Annotated in this window: 26 protein-coding genes; 6 read left to right on the top strand and 20 right to left on the bottom strand. The window is 62.9% G+C overall.

What is annotated here, in order from left to right:
• Positions 1 to 15 precede the first annotated feature (15 nt).
• Positions 16 to 951 carry a transcriptional regulator GcvA gene (gene gcvA / locus FJ930_RS17575; protein WP_141839415.1) on the bottom strand — a complete coding sequence of 312 codons (936 nt, stop codon included), beginning with the start codon at positions 949 to 951 and terminating at the stop codon, positions 16 to 18.
• 168 nt (positions 952 to 1,119) lie between these two features.
• Here gcvA and FJ930_RS17570 point away from each other — a divergent pair, with 168 nt between their 5' ends.
• Entirely contained in the window at positions 1,120 to 1,359 is a 240-nt protein-coding gene (locus FJ930_RS17570; protein WP_141839413.1) for a hypothetical protein, read from the top strand.
• A gap of 62 nt (positions 1,360 to 1,421) precedes the next feature.
• Here the strand turns inward: FJ930_RS17570 and FJ930_RS17565 are convergent, their stop codons facing one another.
• Positions 1,422 to 1,958, bottom strand: a complete 537-nt coding sequence (locus FJ930_RS17565) for a L,D-transpeptidase (RefSeq protein ID WP_181763413.1) — start codon at positions 1,956 to 1,958, stop codon at positions 1,422 to 1,424.
• A gap of 144 nt (positions 1,959 to 2,102) precedes the next feature.
• Between FJ930_RS17565 and FJ930_RS17560 the strand changes: the two genes are divergently transcribed.
• Positions 2,103 to 2,786, top strand: a complete 684-nt coding sequence (locus tag FJ930_RS17560; protein ID WP_140612477.1) for a response regulator transcription factor — start codon at positions 2,103 to 2,105, stop codon at positions 2,784 to 2,786.
• A 120-nt stretch (positions 2,787 to 2,906) separates the two neighbouring features.
• The gene (locus FJ930_RS17555; RefSeq protein ID WP_141839410.1) at positions 2,907 to 3,368 is read left to right on the top strand and encodes a cyclic nucleotide-binding domain-containing protein; all 462 of its coding nucleotides are present in this window, start codon (positions 2,907 to 2,909) and stop codon (positions 3,366 to 3,368) included.
• Positions 3,369 to 3,439: 71 nt separating this feature from the next.
• On the opposite strand, the gene FJ930_RS17550 is transcribed toward FJ930_RS17555, so the two are convergent.
• The 7 genes from FJ930_RS17550 to tesB form a co-directional block, all read right to left on the bottom strand.
• Positions 3,440 to 4,246 carry an exodeoxyribonuclease III gene (locus FJ930_RS17550; RefSeq protein WP_141839408.1) on the bottom strand — a complete coding sequence of 269 codons (807 nt, stop codon included), beginning with the start codon at positions 4,244 to 4,246 and terminating at the stop codon, positions 3,440 to 3,442.
• Between the two features lie 279 nt (positions 4,247 to 4,525).
• Complete coding sequence (locus FJ930_RS17545; RefSeq protein WP_140740791.1) at positions 4,526 to 5,206, bottom strand: outer membrane lipoprotein carrier protein LolA; 681 nt, start codon at positions 5,204 to 5,206, stop codon at positions 4,526 to 4,528.
• A 132-nt stretch (positions 5,207 to 5,338) separates the two neighbouring features.
• Positions 5,339 to 7,996 (bottom strand): DNA translocase FtsK, encoded by a 2,658-nt coding sequence (locus FJ930_RS17540; protein WP_141839406.1) that lies wholly within the window; start codon positions 7,994 to 7,996, stop codon positions 5,339 to 5,341.
• A gap of 207 nt (positions 7,997 to 8,203) precedes the next feature.
• A complete protein-coding gene (locus FJ930_RS17535; protein WP_140612469.1) occupies positions 8,204 to 8,485 on the bottom strand; it encodes a hypothetical protein in 282 nt (93 codons plus the stop codon).
• Between the two features lie 324 nt (positions 8,486 to 8,809).
• Positions 8,810 to 10,165, bottom strand: coding sequence for an ammonium transporter (locus FJ930_RS17530; protein ID WP_141839404.1), 1,356 nt, complete (start codon positions 10,163 to 10,165; stop codon positions 8,810 to 8,812).
• A gap of 31 nt (positions 10,166 to 10,196) precedes the next feature.
• On the bottom strand, positions 10,197 to 10,535 hold the full coding sequence (locus FJ930_RS17525) for a P-II family nitrogen regulator (protein WP_140612463.1): 339 nt from the start codon (positions 10,533 to 10,535) through the stop codon (positions 10,197 to 10,199).
• 237 nt (positions 10,536 to 10,772) lie between these two features.
• Positions 10,773 to 11,633, bottom strand: a complete 861-nt coding sequence (gene tesB, locus FJ930_RS17520) for an acyl-CoA thioesterase II (protein WP_141839402.1) — start codon at positions 11,631 to 11,633, stop codon at positions 10,773 to 10,775.
• A gap of 97 nt (positions 11,634 to 11,730) precedes the next feature.
• Here tesB and FJ930_RS17515 point away from each other — a divergent pair, with 97 nt between their 5' ends.
• Positions 11,731 to 12,990: a ubiquinone biosynthesis hydroxylase gene (locus tag FJ930_RS17515; RefSeq protein WP_141839400.1), complete on the top strand. Its 1,260-nt coding sequence runs from the start codon at positions 11,731 to 11,733 to the stop codon at positions 12,988 to 12,990.
• A gap of 120 nt (positions 12,991 to 13,110) precedes the next feature.
• On the opposite strand, the gene FJ930_RS17510 is transcribed toward FJ930_RS17515, so the two are convergent.
• The 3 genes from FJ930_RS17510 to FJ930_RS17500 form a co-directional block, all read right to left on the bottom strand.
• On the bottom strand, positions 13,111 to 13,527 hold the full coding sequence (locus FJ930_RS17510) for a hypothetical protein (protein ID WP_246676945.1): 417 nt from the start codon (positions 13,525 to 13,527) through the stop codon (positions 13,111 to 13,113).
• Positions 13,528 to 13,811: 284 nt separating this feature from the next.
• Positions 13,812 to 14,168 carry a YciI family protein gene (locus tag FJ930_RS17505; protein ID WP_141839398.1) on the bottom strand — a complete coding sequence of 119 codons (357 nt, stop codon included), beginning with the start codon at positions 14,166 to 14,168 and terminating at the stop codon, positions 13,812 to 13,814.
• Positions 14,165 to 14,392, bottom strand: a complete 228-nt coding sequence (locus tag FJ930_RS17500; RefSeq protein WP_141839396.1) for a hypothetical protein — start codon at positions 14,390 to 14,392, stop codon at positions 14,165 to 14,167. Before FJ930_RS17500 ends, FJ930_RS17505 begins: the two co-directional genes overlap by 4 nt.
• A 222-nt stretch (positions 14,393 to 14,614) precedes the next feature.
• On the opposite strand from FJ930_RS17500, the gene FJ930_RS17495 reads away from it, so the two are divergent.
• Entirely contained in the window at positions 14,615 to 15,040 is a 426-nt protein-coding gene (locus tag FJ930_RS17495; RefSeq protein WP_141839394.1) for an OsmC family protein, read from the top strand.
• 233 nt (positions 15,041 to 15,273) lie between these two features.
• On the opposite strand, the gene FJ930_RS17485 is transcribed toward FJ930_RS17495, so the two are convergent.
• The 8 genes from FJ930_RS17485 to FJ930_RS17450 form a co-directional block, all read right to left on the bottom strand.
• A complete protein-coding gene (locus FJ930_RS17485) occupies positions 15,274 to 15,906 on the bottom strand; it encodes a DUF480 domain-containing protein (RefSeq protein WP_141839392.1) in 633 nt (210 codons plus the stop codon).
• A 246-nt stretch (positions 15,907 to 16,152) separates the two neighbouring features.
• Complete coding sequence (locus tag FJ930_RS17480; protein ID WP_141839390.1) at positions 16,153 to 17,796, bottom strand: LTA synthase family protein; 1,644 nt, start codon at positions 17,794 to 17,796, stop codon at positions 16,153 to 16,155.
• A gap of 422 nt (positions 17,797 to 18,218) precedes the next feature.
• The gene (locus tag FJ930_RS17475) at positions 18,219 to 18,998 is read right to left on the bottom strand and encodes a succinate dehydrogenase iron-sulfur subunit (protein WP_140740099.1); all 780 of its coding nucleotides are present in this window, start codon (positions 18,996 to 18,998) and stop codon (positions 18,219 to 18,221) included.
• Positions 18,998 to 19,435 carry a DUF3052 family protein gene (locus tag FJ930_RS17470; RefSeq protein ID WP_141839388.1) on the bottom strand — a complete coding sequence of 146 codons (438 nt, stop codon included), beginning with the start codon at positions 19,433 to 19,435 and terminating at the stop codon, positions 18,998 to 19,000. The genes FJ930_RS17475 and FJ930_RS17470 overlap by 1 nt, the downstream gene beginning before the upstream one ends.
• Positions 19,435 to 21,270: a succinate dehydrogenase flavoprotein subunit gene (sdhA, locus tag FJ930_RS17465; protein ID WP_141839386.1), complete on the bottom strand. Its 1,836-nt coding sequence runs from the start codon at positions 21,268 to 21,270 to the stop codon at positions 19,435 to 19,437. Before sdhA ends, FJ930_RS17470 begins: the two co-directional genes overlap by 1 nt.
• A 1-nt stretch (position 21,271) precedes the next feature.
• Positions 21,272 to 21,667 (bottom strand): succinate dehydrogenase, hydrophobic membrane anchor protein, encoded by a 396-nt coding sequence (sdhD, locus tag FJ930_RS17460; RefSeq protein ID WP_141839385.1) that lies wholly within the window; start codon positions 21,665 to 21,667, stop codon positions 21,272 to 21,274.
• A 2-nt stretch (positions 21,668 to 21,669) separates the two neighbouring features.
• On the bottom strand, positions 21,670 to 22,089 hold the full coding sequence (gene sdhC / locus FJ930_RS17455) for a succinate dehydrogenase, cytochrome b556 subunit (protein WP_140740112.1): 420 nt from the start codon (positions 22,087 to 22,089) through the stop codon (positions 21,670 to 21,672).
• A gap of 241 nt (positions 22,090 to 22,330) precedes the next feature.
• Entirely contained in the window at positions 22,331 to 22,771 is a 441-nt protein-coding gene (locus FJ930_RS17450) for a hypothetical protein (RefSeq protein ID WP_140740115.1), read from the bottom strand.
• Between the two features lie 96 nt (positions 22,772 to 22,867).
• Here FJ930_RS17450 and FJ930_RS17445 point away from each other — a divergent pair.
• Positions 22,868 to 23,146 (top strand): transposase (locus FJ930_RS17445; RefSeq protein WP_210245361.1); only part of this gene is annotated, 279 nt, incomplete at its 3' end.

The raw sequence follows: 23,146 nt of genomic DNA, 5'->3' as shown, positions 1-23,146 counted from the left end.
GCTGGCGCGGCCGGCCTAATAGGCTTTGTCCGTGGCGCGCGTCCTGGCCACTTCCTCGAGGATCCACTCGCGGAAGGCGACGATGCGCGGATCGTCGGCCGTCGCCTTGGGATAGACCAGGAAATAGGCGTATTCGGGGGCAACCTTGATGCTCAGCTCGAAAGGCCGCACCAACCGGCCTTCGGAGAGGTCGTTTGCCACCATGGCGAAATCGGCGAGCGCGACGGCATTGCCGTCGAGCGCCGCCTGGACGGCGTCCGTGGAGGTGCCGAAGACCACGGTGCGGCTGTCATCGAAGTCGTTGATGCCGGCCGCCGCCATCCACATGCGCCAGTTCGGCCATGTCACGCCCTGCCGTGCCCATTCGATATGGGCAAGCGTGTGCTGGAAGAGATCGCGCGGCTCGCGCAAGGGCGGCCCTGACGCCAAAAGGCCCGGACTGCATACCGGAATGATGATGTTGTCGAACAGGCGGTGCGCGCAAAGCCCCGGATATTTGCCGGCCCCGAAGCGGATGCCGACGTCGACATCGTCGAGATCGAAATCGCGCAGCCCGTAGGCGATGTCGAACCTGAGCTCGATGCCCGGCCTCTGCTTGCGGAAATCCTCGACGCGCCGCATCAGCCATTTCGCCGCGAACTGCGCGTCCAGCGTCACCTTCAGGAATTCCGTTCCACGCGCCATCTTGCGCGCCCGCATGGCGGCCCTGCCGAGCAGGTCGAGCGCATCGGTCGCGGCTTCGAACAGCATCGTGCCCGCCTCCGTCAGCCGGATGGTGCGGCTGGTGCGCGTGAAAAGCACGATGCCAAGCTGATCCTCGATTTCCTTGATCTGATGGCTGACGGCGGCCGGCGTCAGGCCGAGCTCGTCGGCGGCGCGTGTGAAATTGAGGTGGCGGGCCGCCGCCTCCAGCGTCCTCAGCGCCCGCGTCCCCGGCAGCAGGACCGCCATCAGCGCGTGACCTCCGCGAAGCGGCCCATAACACCCCCGCCATCCTCAAAGAAAACTTGATAATCGGGAAAAAACTACTCGTTTCCTCCTAGGATTTCAATCGGGCATGATGTGAACATCGGAACACTGTCAAGCCAGATTTGAAGCCCGGAAAGAACGGATCATATCATGTCTCACATCGCTCTCCATCCTGCCTATGCCCCCCGGCCGGGCTGGCTATCGTCGGTCCGTGACTGGCTGCGTCAGGCAAGGGTCGCGGTCAGCCTTCCGCACCAGAATGTCGAGAACCTGTCCGACCGCCAGTTGCGCGACATCGGCGCTGCCCGCAAGGACATCGTCCGGGCCATGGACCGCGAGATCGGCCGGCTAGGCCTTCTCGACATCGGCTGGCAGCAGCCAAGAAGATAAGGGAATAGGCAGTAGGGCGTGGGCATCAGAAAGACAGTCCCCTACTGCCTACTGCCTACTGCCTACCTCACCACCCGCATCACCGTACGATCCGACAGCAGCGGCAGCAGGCGCGCCATCGTGCGCGCGGTGACGGCGACGCAGCCTTCCGTCGGCGTGAAACCGGGGCGTGCCAGGTGGAAGAAGATGGCGCTGCCGCGTCCCCTGCGGCGCGGCGCGATGTTCCAGTCGAGCACAAGGCAGGCGTCATAGAGCCGGTCGTCACGCCGCATGCGTTCGTGGCTGGCGCCATAGGGGATCCTGACCGGACGGTTGTAGTTGCGGTCGTCCGATACCTCGCACCAGCCGAGATCGGGGCCGATCGGCGCCATCGCCAGGCGGGTTCTGCGGCCGGCGGCAAACTGATCTCCCCGGAAATAGCCCGCCAGGATGCGCATCGAGCCAAGCGGCGTGGCGCCATCGCCTTCGCGCTTGTCGGCCGAGATGCCGCCGCGCCCCAATGCGCACGCAAACACCGTTTTTCCGGCCTGCAGCAGGCCCTGAGTTGGGTGACCGGGCCTTGGCCGCACGGTCAGCACACGCAGCCCTTTCGGCAAAATTGCGCCGGCTGCATTGCGCGCGCGTTTTTTCTTGTATGATCGTGCCACGGAACAAATCACTGTGATCGGCTGTTGTGCCGGTCAGCTTCCGCATAAACAGGCAGCGGTCAACTGAATTTTCTTTTCAAAACAACGGATTGATCCATGACTTCACGCACCATCCTGATCGTCGACGACGATGACGACCTGCGCGGCACACTGGTCGAGCAATTGTCCCTCTACGAGGAATTCGACGTGCTGCAGGAATCGACTGCGGCAAAAGGCGTCACCGCGGCCCGCGGTGGCCTCGTCGACCTGCTCATCATGGATGTCGGCCTGCCCGACATGGATGGCCGCGAGGCGGTGAAGATCCTGCGCAAGGGCGGCTACAAGGCGCCCATCATCATGCTGACCGGCCATGACACCGATTCGGACACCATTCTCGGTCTTGAGGCCGGTGCCAACGACTATGTGACCAAGCCGTTCCGTTTCGCGGTGCTTTTGGCGCGCATCCGTGCGCAGCTGCGCCAGCATGAGCAGAGCGAGGATGCCACCTTCTCGGTCGGCCCCTACACCTTCAAGCCCAGCCAGAAACTGCTCATCGACCCGCGCGGCGGCAAGGTGCGGCTGACGGAAAAGGAGGCCTCGATCATCAAATATCTTTACCGCGCCGACCAGAAGGTGGTGACGCGCGACGTGCTGCTGGAGGAAGTGTGGGGATACAATTCCGGCGTCACCACGCACACGCTGGAAACCCATGTCTACCGCTTGCGCCAGAAGATCGAGCGCGATCCTTCCAATGCCGAAATTCTTGTGACAGAAAGCGGCGGCTACAAGCTGGTTCCTTAAACATTTTACTATCCAATAGGCGGTCTGGGCGGGGCCGCTTTCGGATACGATCCGGTTGGAGGGGGATTCTGGATCGTACCGCAAAGGAGGACTGGACTGACCGTTCGGGGACACAGCTAGATGGCGCTGGATGACGACATCCGCATCCTGTCCGCCGTGAGGCTTTTCGAAGGCTTCACGCAGGAACAGTTGCGCCTGCTCGCCTTCGGCGCCGAAACCACTTTCTTGCAGGCCGACCACAAGCTCTATCGCGAGGAAGACGTGGCCGACTCGGCCTACGTCGTCGTCAGCGGGCGTATCGTGCTCTATCGCGAGCAGAATGGTGGCGAGCGCATCCCGCTAGGCACAGTCGGCCCCGGCACGATGCTCAGCGAACTGGCATTGATCGCCGACACCAACCGGCTGACCAGCGCGTCGGCCGAAATCGACTCGGAAGTGATCCGGCTCAGCCGCAAGATGTTCCGCCGCATCCTGGAGGAATATCCGGAAGTGGCGGTGAAGCTTCACCAGCGCATCCTGGAGGATTTTCAGGCCATGATCCGCCGCATCGAGCAACTGGCGCCGCGATTTACCGGCGAGTGAAGGCGTGGCAAATATAAAATCCTATTAAGCCAGAGCGCAGGGGGGCGTGGAGGATCGCTGTCTTCGGCAGGTCAATCCAGATCGAAGCGCGCGATCACCGGCACATGGTCCGACGGCCGATCCCAGCCGCGCGCCGCGCGCAGGATCTCGTAGCCGGTGAAATCGGAGACCAGGTTTGGCGACGACCAGACATGGTCGAGCCTCCGGCCGCGATTGGAAAGCTCCCAGTCCTGCGCGCGATAACTCCACCAGGTGTAGAGCTTCTGTTCGAGCGGCACATTGAGCCGCATGAGGTCGACCCAGTTGCCGGCCAGCCGCATCGCTTCGAAGCTTTCGGTCTCGACCGGCGTGTGGCTGACCACGTTGAGCAGTTGCTTGTGCGACCAGACATCGTGTTCGAGCGGCGCGATGTTGAGATCGCCGACCAGGATCGAGCCCGACACCTCATTGTGCTCGGCGCGGATGGCGTTCATCTCGGCGACGAAATCGAGCTTGTGCCTGAACTTCTTGTTGATCTCCGGGTCTGGTTCGTCGCCGCCCGCCGGAACGTAGAAATTGTGCAGCAGGATCGCTTTGCCGCCGGCCCGCACCGTCACCGACAGATGCCGGCTGTCCTCGATCTCGCAGAAGCGGCGCTTCTCGACCACCTCGATCGGCCGCCGCGCCACCGTCGCAACACCATGATAGCCCTTCTGGCCATGGAAGGCGATGTGCTGGTAGCCGAGCCTGCGAAAGGACTTTTCGGGAAACAGTTCATCGGGAACTTTCGTCTCCTGCAGGCAGAGCACATCGGGCGCGTATTCATCGAGCAGGCGCTCGACGATCGGCATGCGCAGGCGAACAGAGTTGATGTTCCAGGTGGCGATGGAAAAGGGCATGCGGCGGGTCCGATAAAGATCGAACTACTGCCAGCCGCGCGTCACAAAGACAAGTACTGCAATAATGTCAGAGGCCAGCGCGGCCCCTCATTGCTGCCGGGCATTTCTTCCCGTGAACGGCGAGAAAGAGGCTGGCCGCGACCTCGGCATCTTTCTGTCAACGCTGGCAATTTAGCGAAACCGTCGGCAACAGTGCCATTCTCCCCGTTTACGGGAGAGATGGTGGCAGCCAGATGAGGGCGGCGCCGGCGTTCAAAAGCTTTCCGCAGAGATTGCGGATTACCTGGTCTTCGTATTCAGTTCGCGGTTCGCCGTATAGTCGATGGCGAAGGTGTCGGGGGCGAAACTGACCCCTTCCTTGGTGTTGAAGATCATCACCGTCGTGTCCTTGCCTTGCGCATCGGTAATCGTCCACTGGCGCAGGTCATAGGTTTTCGGGTCGAACATCATGGTGATCCGCGCATTGCCGAACACCGACTTGTCGGCGAGCTGGATGGTGGTCAGGTCGTCCTCTTCCTTGACGCTCTTGACACGGTCGCCCGACAGGTCGATCCGGTCATCGAGCAGCAGCTTCAGCGGCGTCTTCGATAGCGGATAAAGGTCTGACGTGTTCAGCTTCTTGTTGAGGATGACCACCGACTTGCCGTCGGAGATCACCCGGAAATTGGACGACCCATCATAGTTGAAGCGGATCTTGCCCGGCCGTTCCAGGAAGAACTTGCCGCCGGTCTGCTCGCCCTTTGGGCCGAACTGGACGAATTCGCCGCTCATCGATTTGACCGCGGAAAAATGGTCGGCGATTTTCTGCGCGGCCGGCGGTACTGCGGCCTGTGCGGACGCCAGCAACTCGAATCCAGGCACCACATTGAGGGCTGCGGCACCCGCGAACACCAGTCCAAGGCCAAGCAGCCGGCGTCGGGTCGTGGCAAGGTCGCTGAGCGCTGAAAGATCATTTTTCATATCGGTCACTCTCATCTGATTGGCTGATTTGATCGCTGTCCTGGACCCCCAGTTGGGCTGAAGTTTGGCGGGACGAACGCTGCCCAGTCGCTTGAACGCGCCAGAGGGTTCAAAGTTGCCGTGGCCCCTACGTCAGAACTTATCCTCTTCGGTCGGTACCAGGATTTCGCGTTTTCCCGCGTGGTTGGCCGGGCCGACAATGCCTTCCTTCTCCATCTTCTCGATGATCGAGGCGGCGCGGTTGTAGCCGATGCCGAGCCGGCGCTGGATGTAGCTGGTGGACGCCTTGCCGTCGCGCAACACCACCGCGACAGCCTGATCGTAGGGATCGTCGGAATCCTCGAAATTGCCGCCGCCCCCGCCGCCGGAACCGCCCTTGCCGGACGACTCGTCGTCATCTTCGCCGTCGTCCTCCGTGATGGCGTCGAGATATTCCGGCACGCCCTGCAGCTTCAGGTGCCCGACGATCTTCTCGACCTCGTCGTCGGAGACGAAGGGTCCGTGCACGCGCTGGATGCGGCCGCCGCCGGCCATGTAGAGCATGTCGCCCATGCCGAGCAGCTGCTCGGCGCCCTGCTCGCCAAGAATGGTGCGGCTGTCGATCTTCGACGTCACCTGGAAGGAGATGCGGGTCGGGAAATTGGCCTTGATGGTGCCGGTGATGACGTCGACCGAGGGGCGTTGCGTGGCCATGATGACGTGGATGCCGGCGGCACGCGCCATCTGCGCCAGGCGCTGCACCGCGCCCTCGATGTCCTTGCCGGCGACCATCATCAGGTCGGCCATTTCGTCGATGATGACGACGATATAGGGCATCGGCTCGAGATCGAGATCCTCCGTCTCGTAGATCGCCTCGCCGGTCTGGCGGTCGAAGCCGGTCTGCACCGTGCGTGAAATCTTCTCGCCCTTCTTCTCGGCTTGGCTGACGCGTGCGTTAAAACCGTCGATGTTGCGCACGCCGACCTTGGACATCTTGCGGTAGCGGTCCTCCATCTCCCGCACGGTCCATTTCAGCGCCACCACCGCCTTCTTGGGATCGGTGACGACGGGCGTCAGAAGATGCGGGATGCCGTCATAGACGGAGAGTTCGAGCATCTTCGGATCGATCATGATCAGCCGGCATTCCTGCGGGGTGAGCCGGTAGAGCAGCGACAGGATCATGGTGTTGATGGCAACCGACTTGCCCGAGCCGGTGGTGCCGGCGACCAGCACATGCGGCATCTTGGCGATATCGACGATGACCGCCTCGCCATTGATGGTCTTGCCCAGCGCCAGAGCCAGCTTGGCCTTGGTCGTCTCGAAATCGCGGCTGGCCATGATCTCGCGCAAGTAGACCGTCTCGCGCTTGGCGTTCGGCAGTTCGATGCCGATGGCGTTGCGGCCGGGCACGACAGCGACGCGGCAGGCGATCGCGCTCATCGAGCGGGCGATGTCGTCGGAGAGGCCGATGACGCGCGACGATTTGATGCCGGGCGCGGGTTCGAGCTCGTAGAGGGTGACGACCGGGCCCGGGCGAACGGCAATGATCTCGCCCTTGACGCCGAAATCCTCCAGCACGCCTTCGAGCAGCCGCGCATTCTGTTCCAGCGCATCCTTGGACAGGCTCGGGTCGCGCGCCACGTTCTTCGGTTCCGACAGGAAATGCAGCGACGGCATCTCGAACCTGTCCGAGCCGATCAGCGAGGTCTGCGCCTCACGCTGGACGCGGGCGCCGGGCGCCGGGCGTGGCGCCGGCGCCTCGACGCGGGTGGCGGCATCGGAACGGAACTGCTGCACCTTGGCCGTGGGGGCCGCACCGCGCCGGGCGACAGGCTCGTCGTCGAAATCCATGTCTTCGCCGCGGCCGAAGACGTCATCATCGTCCGGATCGACGGAAACGCTGCGGTCGTTGACCATGGCGGCGAAGAATTCGGGCTCGACGCGGGCGCGGCCATCCTGGCTCATCCGCTGCTCGGCGAACTCGGCCGATTCGACCCGTTCGGCGGCGCGGCGCCAGGCGCTGGCGCGCGGCTGCATCTCAGGCTCGTATTCGTCCCGCTCCTGCCTCCGGCGCATCGCGCGCCGGTGCATCCACGCGCGGAATGAAAGCCACCAATGGGTGATGGCGCCGAGCGCCAGTATGCCCTCGTCGCCTTCATCCTCGTCATTGTCGAACAGAAGCTCATCCTCGCGCGGATCGGCGGCCGCCGGCTCCTCCATGACGGCAAAGCCGTTCTTGCGCCCGATCAGCGCCGAGCCATAGGCGAACAGCCAGAGCGCCGGCGCTGCCAGCAACACGGCGAGCACGCTGGCGATCAGCCCGGTCGGATAACCGCCGATAAGAACGCCGGGGATCTTGAGCACCATGTCGCCGAACACGCCGCCGAGGCCGGTGGGCAGCGGCCAGGTCTTGGGTGGAACGATGCAGCCGGCGATCGCGGCGGCGAGCAGCGCGAAACCGAACCAGAACAGCCCGCGCTTGGGCAGCCTGTCGACACCGCGCGCCGAAAACAAGAGGTATCCCCAGATCACCGCCGGGACCAGCGCCGCAACCGCGGCGAGGCCAAAGAACTGCATGGCAAGGTCGGAGAACACCGCGCCGGCATAGCCCATGGCGTTGGTGACGGTGTTGTTCGTGGCGTGCGAGAAGCTTGGATCGGCAACATTCCAGGTGGCGAGGCTGGCGACCCCGAAGGCCACAGCCAGGAACAGGCCGGCGCCGACAAGCCGGCCGACCTGGCGCCGCGCGAAAGCGTGGATGCCGTGCCCCGTATCGGTCAGCGCGAGCGGTGCTGAAGCCCCTGAACGCATGCTCTTCCCCGTCAGTGATTGCCTGGCCCGAGCGCATGACGCACTCCGGCAGATTCGAGGACCAGACTATGCGTGGGAAGGTTAAGGGCGCATTAACTATAAGGCCGCCGATGGTTACCCCTCTGCTACAGAGAACTTCTGGGCCCAGCACCCAGAAAATGGCGGGCGCCCTGGCCCGCCATCCGATCGGGTGGATCAGGCAGCGCGTTACTTGCTGGCGCCGCCAAGGGCGCGCACATTGGCGCAGAACTCGGCATGCGGCTTGCTCATCGCCGCGTCGTTGCACTCCTTCATCATGGCGTCCTGCTTTTCCTTCGGCATGGCCATGAAGGCCGCCTTGAATTCTTCCATGGGCTTCATGGTTTTCATGCTGGAATCGGTAAAGAAAGGCGACATGTCGACTGGGCTGTCGAGAGCGCCGCCAGCCAAAGCCACGCCGCTGATCATGGAAAGCGCCAGTGCCCCGAGGCAGATATTCTTGAGGTTCATGAAAAATTCCTTCCCTGCGTTGTACAGACGAACGCCAGGACGACGATCGCCTCCACAGTTCGGGCCAAAGCAGTGGATGTTTCTTTCAAAAATCTTTCTCACGCCAACGTGATTGCGCGAATCCAGGCGCGGCCGGAACGAATTTCTCAAAAAGGAGGCCCGGATGCGATCCGGGCCTCAAGGCGTGAGCTCCTTGCGGGAGCGTCACGACGGGATTCTTTTCAAGCAATTCCGGGAAACGCATGCAGCGCTTCATCGCCCGGAAATGCGCGGAGATATGGGCCGGCGGGAGGAGGATCCGCCGGCCCTTTGGCGAGGGTGGCCTTACGGCACCACTTCGCCGTGCTGGGTGACGTCGAGGCCTTCGACTTCTTCCTGGCTCGATGGACGCAGGCCGACGAGCGCCTTGACGATGTAGAGGATCACGAAGGTGACGACCGCCGTCCACAGAATGGTGAAGACGATGCCATAGAGTTGGGTGGCGACCGACGCGCCCTTGCCGAGCGCGTTGATGGCCGGATCGGCGAGCGCGCCGGTGAGCAGCGCACCCACGATACCGCCAACGCCATGCACGCCGAAGGCGTCGAGCGAGTCGTCATAGCCGAACATATGCTTCACCTTGACCGCCGAGATGTAGCAGACGACGCCTGCGACGATGCCGACGATGAAGGCGCCCGTCGGGTTGACGAAGCCGGAAGCGGGCGTCACCGCGACGAGGCCGGCGACGGCACCCGAGACGATGCCGAGCACCGATGGCTTCTTGGCGATGATCCATTCGGCGAACATCCAGGCAAGCGCCGCCGCCGCGGTCGCGACCTGCGTGTTCATCATGGCCGCACCGGCAAGCCCGTCCGCCGCCAGTTCCGAGCCGGCGTTGAAGCCGAACCAGCCCACCCACAGCAGTGAAGCGCCGATCACCGAATAGACCAGATTGTGCGGCGCCATGTTGGTGGTGCCGTAGCCTTCACGCTTGCCGAGCACCAGTGCGCAGACCAGGCCCGCGACACCGGCGTTGATGTGGACCACCGTGCCGCCGGCAAAGTCGAGCACGCCCGCCGTGCCAAGGAAGCCGCCGCCCCACACCCAATGCGCGATCGGCGCGTAGACGAACACCAGCCACAGCGCCATGAAGATCAGCAACGCCGAGAACTTCATGCGCTCGGCGAAGGCGCCGGCGATCAGCGCCGGCGTGATGATGGCGAACGTCATCTGAAACATCGAGAAGACGAATTCGGGGATGTTGGCCACACCCGGCGCCCACAGCGTCGCGGTGGTGATGCCGTGATGGAAGAACTTCGAGAAACCGCCGAGATAGGCATTCATGCCGCCACCGTCGGAGAAGGCCAGCGAGTAGCCGAACATGAACCAAAGCACCGTCACCAGGCAGGTGACGGCGAAGCTTTGCATGATCGTGGCGAGCACGTTCTTCTTGCGCACCATGCCGCCGTAGAACAGCGCCAGGCCCGGAATGGTCATCATCAGCACCAGCGCCGTCGAGGTCAGCATCCAGGCGGTGTTGCCGGTGTCGAGCACCGGGGTCGGGGCGGCGGCCGGCGTGGCCGCCGCGGCGGCGGGGGCGGCTTCCTGCGCGAAGGCGGCGACCGTGCCCAATGCTGCGAGAGCGAGCGAGCCCAAAAGGGCGGCGCGTCCCGTCTTCTTCAAGGTGGAAGGCATGTTCATTGAACTCTCCATTGGAATACGTGTCCGCCGCTTAAAGTGCGTCGCTGTCTGTTTCGCCGGTGCGGATGCGTACCGCCTGGTCGATGCCGAAAACAAAGATTTTGCCGTCGCCGATCTGGCCGGTCTTGGCGGCTGCGGTGATGGCCTCGACGGCCTTGTCGGCCATGTCGGCGCTGACCGCGACCTCGATCTTGATCTTCGGCAGGAAGCTGACCGCGTATTCCGCCCCGCGATAGATTTCCGTATGCCCCTTCTGACGCCCGTAGCCTTTGACTTCGGTGACGGTCAGGCCCTGGATGCCGACGGCGGTAAGCGCTTCGCGCACCTCGTCCAGCTTGAACGGCTTGATGATTGCCATCACGATTTTCATAAGGTTTCACCCTTTGCTGTTGCGGTCCCCCGCGTTTGCACGACTGCACCGATCCCGAGGAGCCGGAGAAGCGCCCCCAAGGATTCAAGCTCCGTGCCAAGTGCCGAAGCAGCATGTTAACCTGTTGTAAACAAAGGAAATGGATGGGCCGCAGCCAGCAGGTGCCGGAGCACGCGGCATGCCGCATGCTTAAAATTTATGCAATTTTTTGGAAATGCCTATTTCGCCGGCTTCTGATCAACGCTTGAGCCGGATCAAACCTTCCTGGGCCATCGAGGCAATCAGCGTGCCGTCGCGCGCATAGAGCATGCCGCGGCTGAAGCCGCGCGATCCCGAGCTCGACGGGCTGTCCTGCGCATAGAGCAGCCACCCGTCGAGCGAATGCGGCCGGTGGAACCACATCGAATGGTCGAGGCTCGCCGCCTGGATGTCGGGATCGAACAGCCCGCGCCCATGCGCGAAGGTCGAGGTATCGAGCAGCGTCATGTCCGAGAGATAGGCGAGCAGCACCGATTGCAGCGCGCGGTCGTCGGGAACCGGTCCGGCTAGCCGGATCCAGACATTCTGCCGGGGCGGCAGCTTGTCGCGGCTCTCATAGTGTTCGAGGTTGACCGGCCGCAGCTCGAGCGGCCGCTCCCGTGCCCAGAACCGTCGAACGGCTTCCGGCACCCGGTCGGCCGTTTCGAGCAGCTGGCGCTGCGTCTTCAGTCCTTCCGGGGACGGCACGTCGTCGGGCAGCGCGAATTGATGCTCCAGTCCCTTCTCGTCGACCTGGAACGAGGCTTCCAGCGAAAAGATCGCCTGTCCGTGCTGGATCGCAAGCACGCGGCGCGTGGTGAAGGAGCCGCCGTCGCGAATGCGGTCGACCTCGTAGATGATCGGCACCTTGATGTCGCCCGGCCGCATGAAATAGCCGTGCAGTGAATGCACGAAGCGATCGGGCTCCACGGTCCGCTGCGCCGCCACCAGGGCCTGGGCGATCGTCTGGCCGCCGAAGACGCGCTGCCACTCCACCTGGGGGCTGCGACCACGATACAGATTGTGTTCCAGCCTCTCGAGGTCGAGAATGCGCAGAAGCTCGTCCATGGCCGCCGTCATGTTTTGTGACCTCGCCTCAAAATTGCTATGGCGGTTTCCGACAGGAAGAACGAGCCGTCAAGGGCGCAGGCCCGGGCGCGCGCAAGGAGCCAAGACAATGGAACGCAAGGCGGACGCCAAGACCAGATCCCGGCTCGATGTTCTCGTCGCCGGCGCCGGCTATGTCGGGCTGGCCAGCGCTGTCTCGCTGAAACAAGCGCGACCGGGCCTTGCCGTGGCGCTGGTCGATGCCGCACCCGCCGGCGCCTGGCAAAGGGATGGCCGCGCCTCGGCCATTGCCGCGGCTGCCTGCCGCATGCTCGACCAGCTTGGCGTGTGGGCCGAGATCGCACCTCAGGCGCAGGCGATCACCGAGATGATCATCACCGATTCGCGCAGTTCCGATCCGGTGCGCCCGGTGTTCCTGACCTTCGGCGGCGAGGTCGCGCCGGGCGAGCCCTTCGCGCATATGGTGGCCAACAAGGTTTTGAACGGCGCCTTGCGCCGCAGGGCCGAAAAGCTCGGCATCGACATCATCGAAGGCGTCGCGGTGCAAGGCTTCGAAACCAACGGCACCGGCATATCAGTGCATCTCGCCGATGGCGCCACGCTGGCGGCGCGGCTGCTTGTTGCCGTCGACGGTGTCAATTCGAAGCTGCGCGACATGGCCGGCATCAAGACGGTGAAGTGGGAATACGGCCAGTCCGGCATCGTCTGCACCGTGGCGCATGAGCGCCCGCACCATGGCCGCGCCGAAGAGCATTTCCTGCCTGCCGGCCCTTTTGCCACGCTGCCGCTCAAGCCTGACGAGGACGGCACCAACCGCTCGTCGATCGTCTGGGTCGAGCGCACCGCCGATGCCGAGGCGCTGGTGTCCGGTGACGATCTCGTCTTCGAGCATGAGCTCGAACGGCGTTTTGGTCTGAAGCTCGGAGAAATCCGCGTTGCCGACAAGCCGCGCGCCTGGCCGCTCGGCCTCACGCTTGCGCGCGCCTTCGTAGCGCCCCGCATCGCGCTCGCCGGCGACGCCGCCCATGGCATCCACCCGATCGCCGGCCAGGGCCTGAACCTGGGCTTCAAGGACGTGGCGGCACTTGCCGAAGTGATCGTCGAGGCGGACCGGCTCGGCCAGGACATCGGCGCGCTCGACGTTCTGGAGCGCTATCAGCAGTGGCGCCGTTTCGATACGGTGCAGATGGGCGTCACGACAGATGTGCTGAACCGGCTGTTTTCCAACGACATCACCCCGCTGCGCACTGTCCGCGACATCGGCCTCGGCCTGGTCGAGCGCATGCCGCGCCTGAAGGAGTTTTTCATCCGCCAGGCATCGGGACTGTCGGTTAATACGCCGAGGCTGTTGCGAGGCGAGCCGATCTGATCGCCTGGCAATTGGCCGAGGCCTACACGACGTCGTCATCCACGGGCGGAGCGGGAGCGAAGCGGGCGTGCAGACCCGAGGATCCGTTCCGTGACCTTGCTTATAGGTAAAGGCGGGCCCTCAGTTCACCTCGAACCCAAGCTTCTGCCGCAACCTCAACATTCGCTGGTCGGCGACCTTGACGCTTTGCCCGCCGCCCTGGGCGACGCGGTTCAGCATCCTGAGCAGGTCTTCCCGTTCGTTCGGGTCGAGACGACCGCGCAGGAACGGCGCCAGCTTGTCGATGACGAGTGTGGCGTCGTCGATCTGTGACGCCGCCCATTTGGCGTATATCACCGCTTCGTCTGTCTTCTTCTTGTCGGCAATGCCGGAGATGACTTCGCGGATGACGGCCTCGCGCTGCGGCAGGACAGGCCCGTTCTCGGAGACGATCGATGTGATCAGCGTCGCGGCGGCCACTACTGGATCGTCGATCGCCGTCAGCGGCGACAGCGCCGCCTGCTTGCGCAGCTTCTTGCGCCGGATGTTGCCTTGCATGCGCGGCGTCGTTCATGGCCTTCATCCGGTAATACCAGAATGCCGCCGCTCCCAGCACGCCAAGGATAGCAATCAGGAAAGGCATGCCGAAATCCCCCAAAATCCTGGCGACGATTAGGAGAAGTGTCGCGTTGCTTCAACACGCAAGAGTTGCGTCAGGGGAAGAAATTTCGTGCCCGCGCTGGCAGTGGCGTCAGGGCTCAAGACCGGTTCACCGAGTTCCTTCCCAAACTCTGCGGACGGCAGGACACAGGGGGTGCTGTCCCATCAGCATCCGGCATCTTCTATGATCCCGGTACATCGTAGATCGCCCGCACCTCGATCGTACCGATCTCCGCCAACGGAATCCCGGCGGCGATGTCCAGCGCTTCATCGAGATTGTCGGCCTCGACCATGACGAAGCCGAGCAATTGTTCCTTGGTTTCAGCGAATGGTCCGTCAGTGACCAGCCTCTTGCCCTTGCGGCGGCGCACGGTTGTGGCGGTCTGCACCGATTGCAGTGCCTGCGCGACGATCAGCTTGCCCTCCTGGTCCAGGGACCTGTCATAGGCGAGCGAATCGGCGTTCAGCTTGGCCCCACGCTCCGGGGTCAGCGCATGGAGGTCCTTTTCCTCACCATAGACCAGACAGACATATTTCATTTCCGGCTCCCGTGCTGCGATGAACCATAGGATGCGGTGGCGGGCGTGTCAGCCTTACCCTCGACCGCCGTTGCTTGGTCAAGAAGGCAGGCCGCGGCCCCAATGATGGCGACGGCCGCAAGCAGCCGGCCGAAGCCGGACGCCGGCGGGTCCAGCCAGAAGCCGTCTTGTCGCCCGGGCCTGCGGCCCCGCTCGTGCCAAAGTGCGAAAAGCAGATTGTCCATGTGAACCTTCCATCCGGCCACAAGCTTCGTGGCCGCCCGCAGGACGGCCGGACCGGATGGAAGCCGACATTTTCGCACCCGCATTTTTCAGAAAAAATTTCGCCACGGGCGCCGATGCTGCGGTTTCCGCTGCGATGGCGCGATGGCCTTCCCATGCGTCCGCGCTATAGTTGGAAGGAACGCTGGCGCCGGGCCAGCGCAAACGAGGCCAAGGAGACCACCATGGACCGCACCGCAACCGCCGTCTGGAGAGGCAATCTGAAAGAGGGCAAGGGCACGCTCGACAGCCAGAGCGGGACGCTCAAGGGCACGCCCTATTCGTTCAAGGCGCGCTTCGAAGATGAAAGCGGCAAATCCGGCACCAATCCGGAAGAGCTGATCGCGGCTGCCCACGCCGGTTGCTACGCCATGCAGCTTTCGCATTTCCTGGCCGAGAACGGCACGCCCGCCGACGAACTCGATGCCAAGGCCGTGGTGACGCTGGTTCCGGGCACCGGCATCACCGGCAGCGCGATCACGCTGGTCGGCAAGGTGCCCGGCATCGATGCGGCGAAGTTCAAGGAATTGGCCGAGAAGGCCAAGGCCGAATGCCCGGTCTCAAAGGCGCTCGGCGCCATAAAAGTGTCACTCGACGCCAGGCTGGAGTGATTTGCGTTCTATTTGCCGAGATCGCGTTCCTTCGCGCCCCCCTCTGCCCTGCCGGGCATCTCCCCCACGAGGGGGGAGATTAGCAGCTCGGTCGCTAGCGCTTCTCTTTCAACGTCGGCGATTGGCGAAAGCCGGCGTACATTGGCGAAAGCCGGCGTACATCTGATCTCCCCCCTCGTGGGGGAGATGCCCGGCAGGGCAGAGGGGGGCGCCTCGCGCCAACCTCCGGTGAACTAGCTGCCCAGCGCCTCTATCTTGGCCCGCAGCGTCGCGACCTCTTCCTCCAGCGCCCGCACGCGCGCTTCGAGATCGGACTCCGAAGACGATATCGCCGGCTGCCAAGGCGCCGCAACCGCTGCCGCCTCCACCGGTCCGCTCAACAAATGCACATACCTCTCCTCCCGTTGGCCCGGCGCACGCTCCAGCAACTGCACCAATGGCGGCCGCCGTCCGATCATCAGGTCGAGATCGTCGCGCAGCTCCTCGAACGAGGCAAAGCGCGCCATGCGTTCCGAACGTGCCAGCAGCTCATGCGCCGTCTGCGGTCCGCGCAACAAGAGCAGACCGAGCAAGGCGGTCTGCGGCGTGGTCAGCGAGAAGCGCTGCGCCATCTGATGCTCGTAGCGCTCGACGCGCGAGCCGAACATCTGCCGCACCAGCCCCTTCTGCTCGAGCAGCTTCAGCGCGCGATGCACCTCGCTTTGTTCCAAGACCATCACCGGCTCGCGCGCCGTCTTCTGGTTGGCGGCGGCCAATGCCGCGTTCAACGTCAGCGGATAGACATCCGGCGTCAGTTCCTTCTTCTCGATCAGGCAGCCGAGCACGCGCGCTTCGCTGGGAGAAAGGATAGGAAGGTCATCGCTCATTGGGCATCCTTTCAGACTCTGACGGACGGTGCTCCTCTCTCCCGCCGGACATCTTTCCGAGCGGAGATCCGCAACTTCGTCGATGGCGTCCGTTGTAGCGCAATTCCAGGAAAACTGTGTAGCGGTTTCCGTCCGGAATTGCGCAAAAACAAAGAGTTAGCGGGGCAACAATTCGATCGAACGCTGAACCGCTTTGAGTCGTTGGCGATTGGCGGGACAGGGTGCGAAGCGGTGCGCGTGTCGGCACTAATATGCAGCAGCCCCAAGCGCCGCGGCCGTCCGCGCCGGTTTCACCTGCCAGAATGATCTGACGAGCACATCCTCGGCATAGATTACGTTGTCGAACTGGGTCTGTCCAAGTTCCTGGGCCAGCGTCGGCCGATTCCCGAGCAGCGACACGCCAAAGGCAGCCTTGCCGTTGGGCGGCGGCAAATGCAGCGCGTCCAAAATGGTGGGAAATATGTCGATCGTGCCCGAAAGTCCGGTATGCGTTTTGGAAGGGATACCTTCCCCCGACAAGGAGAAAAAGTTGCGTCGTTCATATCTGTTCAAGCGATCCGTGACCTTGCTCGGCGCGGAAAGGTGGTCGCTTTGCAACGCCAGGATGGTGTTCGCCATCAGGCCTTCGGCTTCGGCTTTGTGAATGAAATCCGCGATGAGCATATTCGTGCATTTCACGGCATGGAGAATATTGGGCGTTTGCGGAGAAAGCCCCGTCTTGCCGATGCATTTGTCCGTCAGGTAGCCATCCATCGCATGCCCGCCACTGACGGCGATCGTCAACGAGAACGGTTTGCCGTCCCGCTTCGCGCGCCGCAGAATGTCGATGCTCAGATCCAACACTTCGGCGTCGTCGGCGCCGAAAGAGTTGCCGCGCCCGTTGACGGCGGCCACCACTTCGGGCCCTCCGAAAAGCGACGAGTAGCCGTGGGTGGAATAAAATGTTCCCTGCCCGGTGAAGCTGAGTGGCCAACCGGTAACAAAGTTCTGCTGATAGCCCCGTGCTTTCAGGACATCGCCCAGGCAGGTCAGGCCCGGCAGGAATTGCGAATTCTCCTCCAGATACTGGCGCGTTGTGAAAAATGTTATCAGCAGCGGCGTTCCACAGTTCGCAGCGACCATCCCTGAGATGGAATTGTTGGTGTAGGCAAGCTGCACCATGTTGGTTGCCGAAAGGCCATGCCGGTCGAATTCGAGCAGTGGGTCCATAACGTCGCCGAACTCCGCCTCGTTCATATAGGTGCGCTCGGCGCTCTCGATGAAAATATGAATTAGGTTCCTTGGCGCGGCGGTCGCGGACGCTGTTTCAGCCAGCGGCTTTGTCAAGGAGGTGATGTCGACGAACCGCTTGGACAGGAAATCATGCAGCGGGTTGGGATGGATCGCTGCCGAGATCGGACGCGTCAGCATCGGGTTTGCCGCCAGGAAGAACGCCATCAGGGCGACATCCAATCCTCTGGTCAGCGTGCCGCGTGCCTTGAGTGCGCCAAGACCGAAAAGGACGACCACAATGACCAGTATCGTGCCGCCGGTATGCAGCAGATATTCATACACCACACCGGGGGTCAGCATGCCGGCATCGGCATGCATCAGCATCGCACCCCAGTCAAAATAGCCGAAGGCACTTTCGAGATAGACATAGACAAGGAATAAAAGGCAGGGGAAGAGCGAGAAATAGAGCCTGAACCACTTGCTTTCTTGCTGATCCGCCTTGTTGTCCTGGAAGCGATCCAGCAAGAGAAGTGCTATCAAGACCCCCAGGCCGAGAGCCGCGATCTGCCCGCTCTCCTGAAAATAGATCCGCGACACAAGCCAGGTGAGCGACCCCACTGTCGCCGTGGAGATCAATGGTCCAACTATCCAGTAACGACTTGTGATGAAGCCGCGCATCACTTTGCACTCGAGCGAGGAGCTCGAAATTGGATACCGAGTATTACTTAAAACTATACTAAGACAACGCTGCGCAGCTTCGCGCATTCAGCAGTCAATTACTTTCATTACTGCTAATATGTGCCGCCGAAAAAGTGTCCCCGGTTCTGGCGAGCGACATGTTTGAAACAATGATGATGGCGTTCGGCGCGCCAGCAATTCATGCGCGGTCTGCGGGCCTAAGCAACAAAAGCAGGCGGAGCAAGGCGGAACTGCGGCGCAGCCGCACAAGCATTCGGCCCAGGCGTCCGCTGTATCAGTGTCATACTGGCGTACGCGGTCTTCGGCCAGTGGCGGCATGCGCCACATTGAACATCAGTGTATCCGACGTGTCGATCAGGCAACCAAGTCTTCGATCAGTGACGGGATCGCCTTGGGGCCTGCTAAACCCGTCTCTCCACCATCATCTTCTTGATTTCGGCGATCGCCTTGGCCGGGTTGAGGCCCTTCGGGCAGGTCTGGGCGCAATTCATGATGGTGTGGCAGCGGTAGAGGCGGAACGGGTCTTCCAGATTGTCGAGCCGTTCGCCCTTGGCCTCGTCGCGGCTGTCGATCAGCCAGCGATAGGCCTGCAGCAAGGTCGCCGGGCCGAGATAGCGGTCGCCGTTCCACCAGTAACTCGGGCATGAGGTCGAGCAGCAGGCGCACAGGATACATTCGTAGAGCCCGTCGAGCTTCTCGCGATCCTCGTGGCTCTGCAGCCATTCCTTGGCCGGCTGCGGCGACACCGTTTTCAGCCACGGTTCGATCGAGGCGTGCTGGGCATAGAAATTGGTGAGGTCCGGCACCAGGTCCTTCACCACCTGCATATGCGGCAGCGGATAGACCTTGACGGCGCCGGATATGTCGTCGCTGCCCTTGGTGCAGGCGAGCGTGTTGGAGCCGTCGATGTTCATGGCGCAGGAGCCGCAAATGCCTTCGCGGCAGGACCGGCGCAAGGTCAGCGTCGGATCGATCTTGTTCTTGATCCAGAGCAGCGCGTCGAGCACCATCGGCCCGCAATCGTCCATGTCGACGAAATAGGTGTCCATGCGCGGGTTCTCGTCATCGTCCGGCGACCAGCGGTAGATGCGGTATTCCCTGAGATTGGTGGCGCCTTCCGGCTTCGGCCAGGTCTTGCCCTGCTGTATCTTCGAATTCTTGGGGAGCGTCAGTTCGACCATTACCTCAGGTCCTTTCGGATGACGAGCTTCAGCCCGGACCAGATTTCATTCACGGCGGCGACTTTCACGTCGACAAGGCCGAGCTTCAGCGCCTCGGCGCGGACGACCCCCTCGGTGACATCGGTCGCCACTTTCGATGCCTTCTTCGGCCAGGAGACCCAGACCATGCCGTCGCGCTTGATCGCCGCCTCGATATCGCCAAGACGATCTTCGATCTCTGCCCGTTGGCGGCTGAAGGCATGGACGGCGTCGTATTTCAGGGTCGTCCCGGAAATACCGGACCAGTCGGCCAGCCGGTCGACTTCGGCGAAGTCCACGGCTTCGGCTAGCTCGTCGAGTTCAGGCGGCAGCGCAATGAAGGCGGCGATCATGCCGTCCTTCAGGCCGAGCTTGGCCGGAAGAGGCGTGCCCGAATATCCCGTCGCCGCCAGCGCCATCAGTACACCCTGGCCTTCGGCGCGATCTTGGCGAGGCTGATGCCGCCGTCCTTTTCGGCCAGCAGCGGCTCGGTATGCACCGGGCGGTAGCTGAGCGTCACCGTGCCGTCTTCGGCGACGCGCGCCAGCGTATGCTTGCGCCAGTTGGCATCGTCGCGCGCCGAAAAGTCCTCACGAGCATGGGCGCCACGGCTCTCCTTGCGCGCCTCGGCGCTGTAGACCGTGGTGATGGCGTTGGCCATCAGGTTTTCCAGTTCCAGCGTCTCGACAAGGTCGGAGTTCCAGATCATCGAGCGGTCGAAGACCTTGATGTCCTTGAGCTCGCCCCAGATTTCCGAAATGCGCTTGCAGCCGTTCTCCAGCGATTCCTGCGTGCGGAACACGGCGGCGTCTTCCTGCATCGCCTTCTGCATCTTCTCGCGCAGCACCGCCGTCGGCGTCGAGCCATTGGCGTGGCGCAGTTTGTCGAAGCGGTCCACGATCTTTTCGACCGAGGCTTCGTTGGGCGAAGGGATGGCCGACTTGCGGTCGATGACCTGGCCGGCGCGGATCGCCGCGGCACGGCCGAACACGACCAGATCGATCAGCGAGTTCGAGCCCAGCCGGTTGGCGCCGTGCACGGAGGCGCAGCCGGCCTCGCCGACCGCCATCAGGCCGGGCGACACCTGGTCAGGATTGAAGGCCGTCGGGTTCAGCACCTCGCCCCAGTAATTGGTCGGCACGCCGCCCATATTGTAGTGCACCGTCGGCAGCACCGGGATCGGCTCCTTGGTCAGGTCGACGCCTGCGAAGATCTTGGCCGATTCCGAAATGCCGGGCAGCCGCTCATGCAGCACCGCCGGATCGAGGTGGTCGAGATGCAGGAAGATGTGGTCCTTCTTCTTGCCGACGCCACGGCCTTCGCGGATTTCCAGCGTCATGCAGCGCGAGACGACGTCGCGCGAGGCCAGGTCCTTGGCCGAGGGCGCGTAGCGCTCCATGAAGCGTTCGCCCTCGGAATTGACGAGATAGCCGCCCTCGCCGCGCGCGCCTTCGGTGATCAGGCAGCCGGCGCCGTAGATTCCCGTCGGGTGGAACTGCACGAATTCCATGTCCTGCAGCGGGAAGCCGGCGCGCGCCGCCATGCCGCCGCCGTCGCCGGTGCAGGTGTGCGCCGAGGTTGCCGAGAAATAGGCGCGGCCATAGCCGCCGGTCGCCAGCACCACCATCTTGGCCGAGAAGCGGTGGATGGTGCCGTCATCGAGGTTCCAGGCGACGACACCAGTGCAGGTGCCGTCCGGCTCCATGATCAGGTCGAGGGCGAAATACTCGATGAAGAACTGCGCGTTGTGCTTCAGCGACTGACCGTAGAGCGTATGCAGGATCGCGTGGCCGGTGCGGTCGGCGGCGGCGCAAGTGCGCTGCACCGGCGGCCCTTCGCCGTAATTCATCATGTGGCCGCCGAACGGCCGCTGGTAGATCTTGCCCTCTTCGGTGCGCGAGAACGGCACGCCGTAATGCTCGAGTTCGTAGACTGCGGCCGGTGCTTCGCGCACGAGATATTCCATGGCGTCGACATCGCCCAGCCAGTCCGACCCCTTGACGGTGTCGTACATGTGCCACTGCCAGGAATCGGGACCCATATTGGAGAGCGATGCAGCAATGCCGCCTTGCGCTGCGACAGTGTGCGAGCGGGTCGGGAACACCTTGGTGATGCAGGCCGTGCGCAGGCCCTGCTCGGCCATGCCGAGCGTGGCGCGCAGGCCGGCACCTCCGGCGCCGACGACCACCAGGTCGAACTTGTGGTCGACAAAGGTATAGCCCGCCGTGTTGGCTGATTTCGCGTCCTTGGCCAACTCAGCCTCCGAATGCCAGTTTGAGCAGGGCGAAGAGCGAGGCGACGCCAACCGCTACTGTGAAAAATGTATTGAGCGCGATCAGCGCCAGCTTCATGCCTTCGCCATGCACATAGTCCTCGATGATGACCTGCATGCCGATCCGCATATGATAAAGCGGAGAGATCAGCACCAGGGCCAGCACCAAGGCTACGAACGGATTGGCGAGTGCCGCGCGCACCTCCGCGTAACCGGCGCCGTTGAGCGCGATCAGGAAGCCGACGAAGAACAGGGTCAGCGGGATATTGGCGATGGCCGTCAGCCGCTGGCGCCAGAAATGCCCGGTGCCTTCGTGGGCGGAACCCAGGCCGCGGACTTTCGCCAGCGGCGTGCGCATATCGGTGTTGTTGCCGCTCATGATCAGGCCCCCCGCGCCATATAGCCGACGATCCAGATCAGCAGCGTGAGCAGGATCGAGCCGGCGAGCGTCGCCCAGGCGATCCTGGAGGCCGTATGCTTTTCAAGGCCGGCGCCGGTGTCCCAGACCAGGTGGCGCACGCCGCCCAGCATGTGATGCATCAATGCCCAGGTGTAGCCGAACAGGATGAGCCGGCCGAGCCAGGTGCCAAACGCCCAGTTGATCCAGTCGAAGGCGCCCTGCGAACTTGCCGCCGCCGTCAGCCAGGCGGCGACAAGCAGGGTGCCGAAATAGAGCGCACCGCCGGTGATGCGATGGATGATCGACATCGTCATGGTGATCGGCGGCCGGTACACGCTCAGGTGCGGCGAAAGCGGCCGTTCACGTCTGATATTCGCGCGGGTGGCGGGTGATTTGCTCATGGCTCCCCCAGTTCGGCGTCTCTGGAGCCCCAGGTGGAAATGCGGCGTTGCCGCTTCCGGTTGCGACTTCGGACAGCCGGTTTCTAATGCTCTTTTTGCACCGCGTCAAAGCCAGAAAACCGTTTCGAAAACGTAATTTAGTCTGACTAACTGGGTCGCTTCCGCTTCAATCGATTAGCGCGCGATTCGAAGCCGGCGCAGCGTCGCTGCACTGCGGTATATAGCTGCGATTCGCGCCGGCTTATCGCTTGCAGGTCTGTGGTGTCGACCCCTTCTTCATGACCAGCGCTTCGCGTCCGTCGATCACGATTGCGTCATGCGTCGCCGCCTGGTAGCGGCTGGTCTGGTTGGCGGGTGACGCTGCAAACTCCTCGGCCACGCCATCCCGCCCTACCGCGCGAAGCGACGTGCCGAGACTCTGGATGGTGATCATGTCGCCGTTGCCGCATCTATAGGTGGCCGTGCCGGTGCTTGATCGCGGCACGGTAAGGTCGGTGGTGATCTTGGTTGCGGGTGCCGAGGTTGCCGGCGCCAAGGGCACCGCGGGTGCGGCGGACTGCTGAGCCAGAGCAGGCGGGACCGCGGCCGATGCCGCCTTCGGTGCGCCATCTTGCGGCACACAGCCCGCGGCAACGAGAAGCAGCGGGATAGTGATCACCCGAACCGTGTGGCCAAAGGTCATGCGCTGCCCCTTTCGTGCGCGGCACGCTAAGGCTTGTTGAGATTCGGGATTCCACTTTGGGCTTGATCGTGATTCAAGCTTCGGATGGAACGATTCGTGCTGACGGACGCCCAATGGGCGAAGATGGAACCGCATTGTCTGGGTAAGCCGACGGACCCTGGACGAAGCGGGAGCGATAATCGCCGCTTCATCGAAGCCGTGCTTTGGATTGTGCGGACGGGAAGCCCGTGGCGCGATCTGCCGGCCCTGTTCGGAAACTGGAATACCGTCTTCAAGCGATACCGCGATTGGGTCAAAGCCGATGTTTTCATAAGGCTTTTTGACGCTTGCTCGGACCAGCCGGACATGGAATACGCCATGGTCGACGCCACCATC

Origin of the sequence: Mesorhizobium sp. B2-4-15 (assembly GCF_006658505.1) — a bacterium.
Classification (GTDB): Bacteria; Pseudomonadota; Alphaproteobacteria; order Rhizobiales; family Rhizobiaceae; genus Mesorhizobium.
The sequence above is the reverse complement of the archived record's forward strand: the minus strand, read 5'-3'. Positions and strand labels throughout refer to the sequence as shown.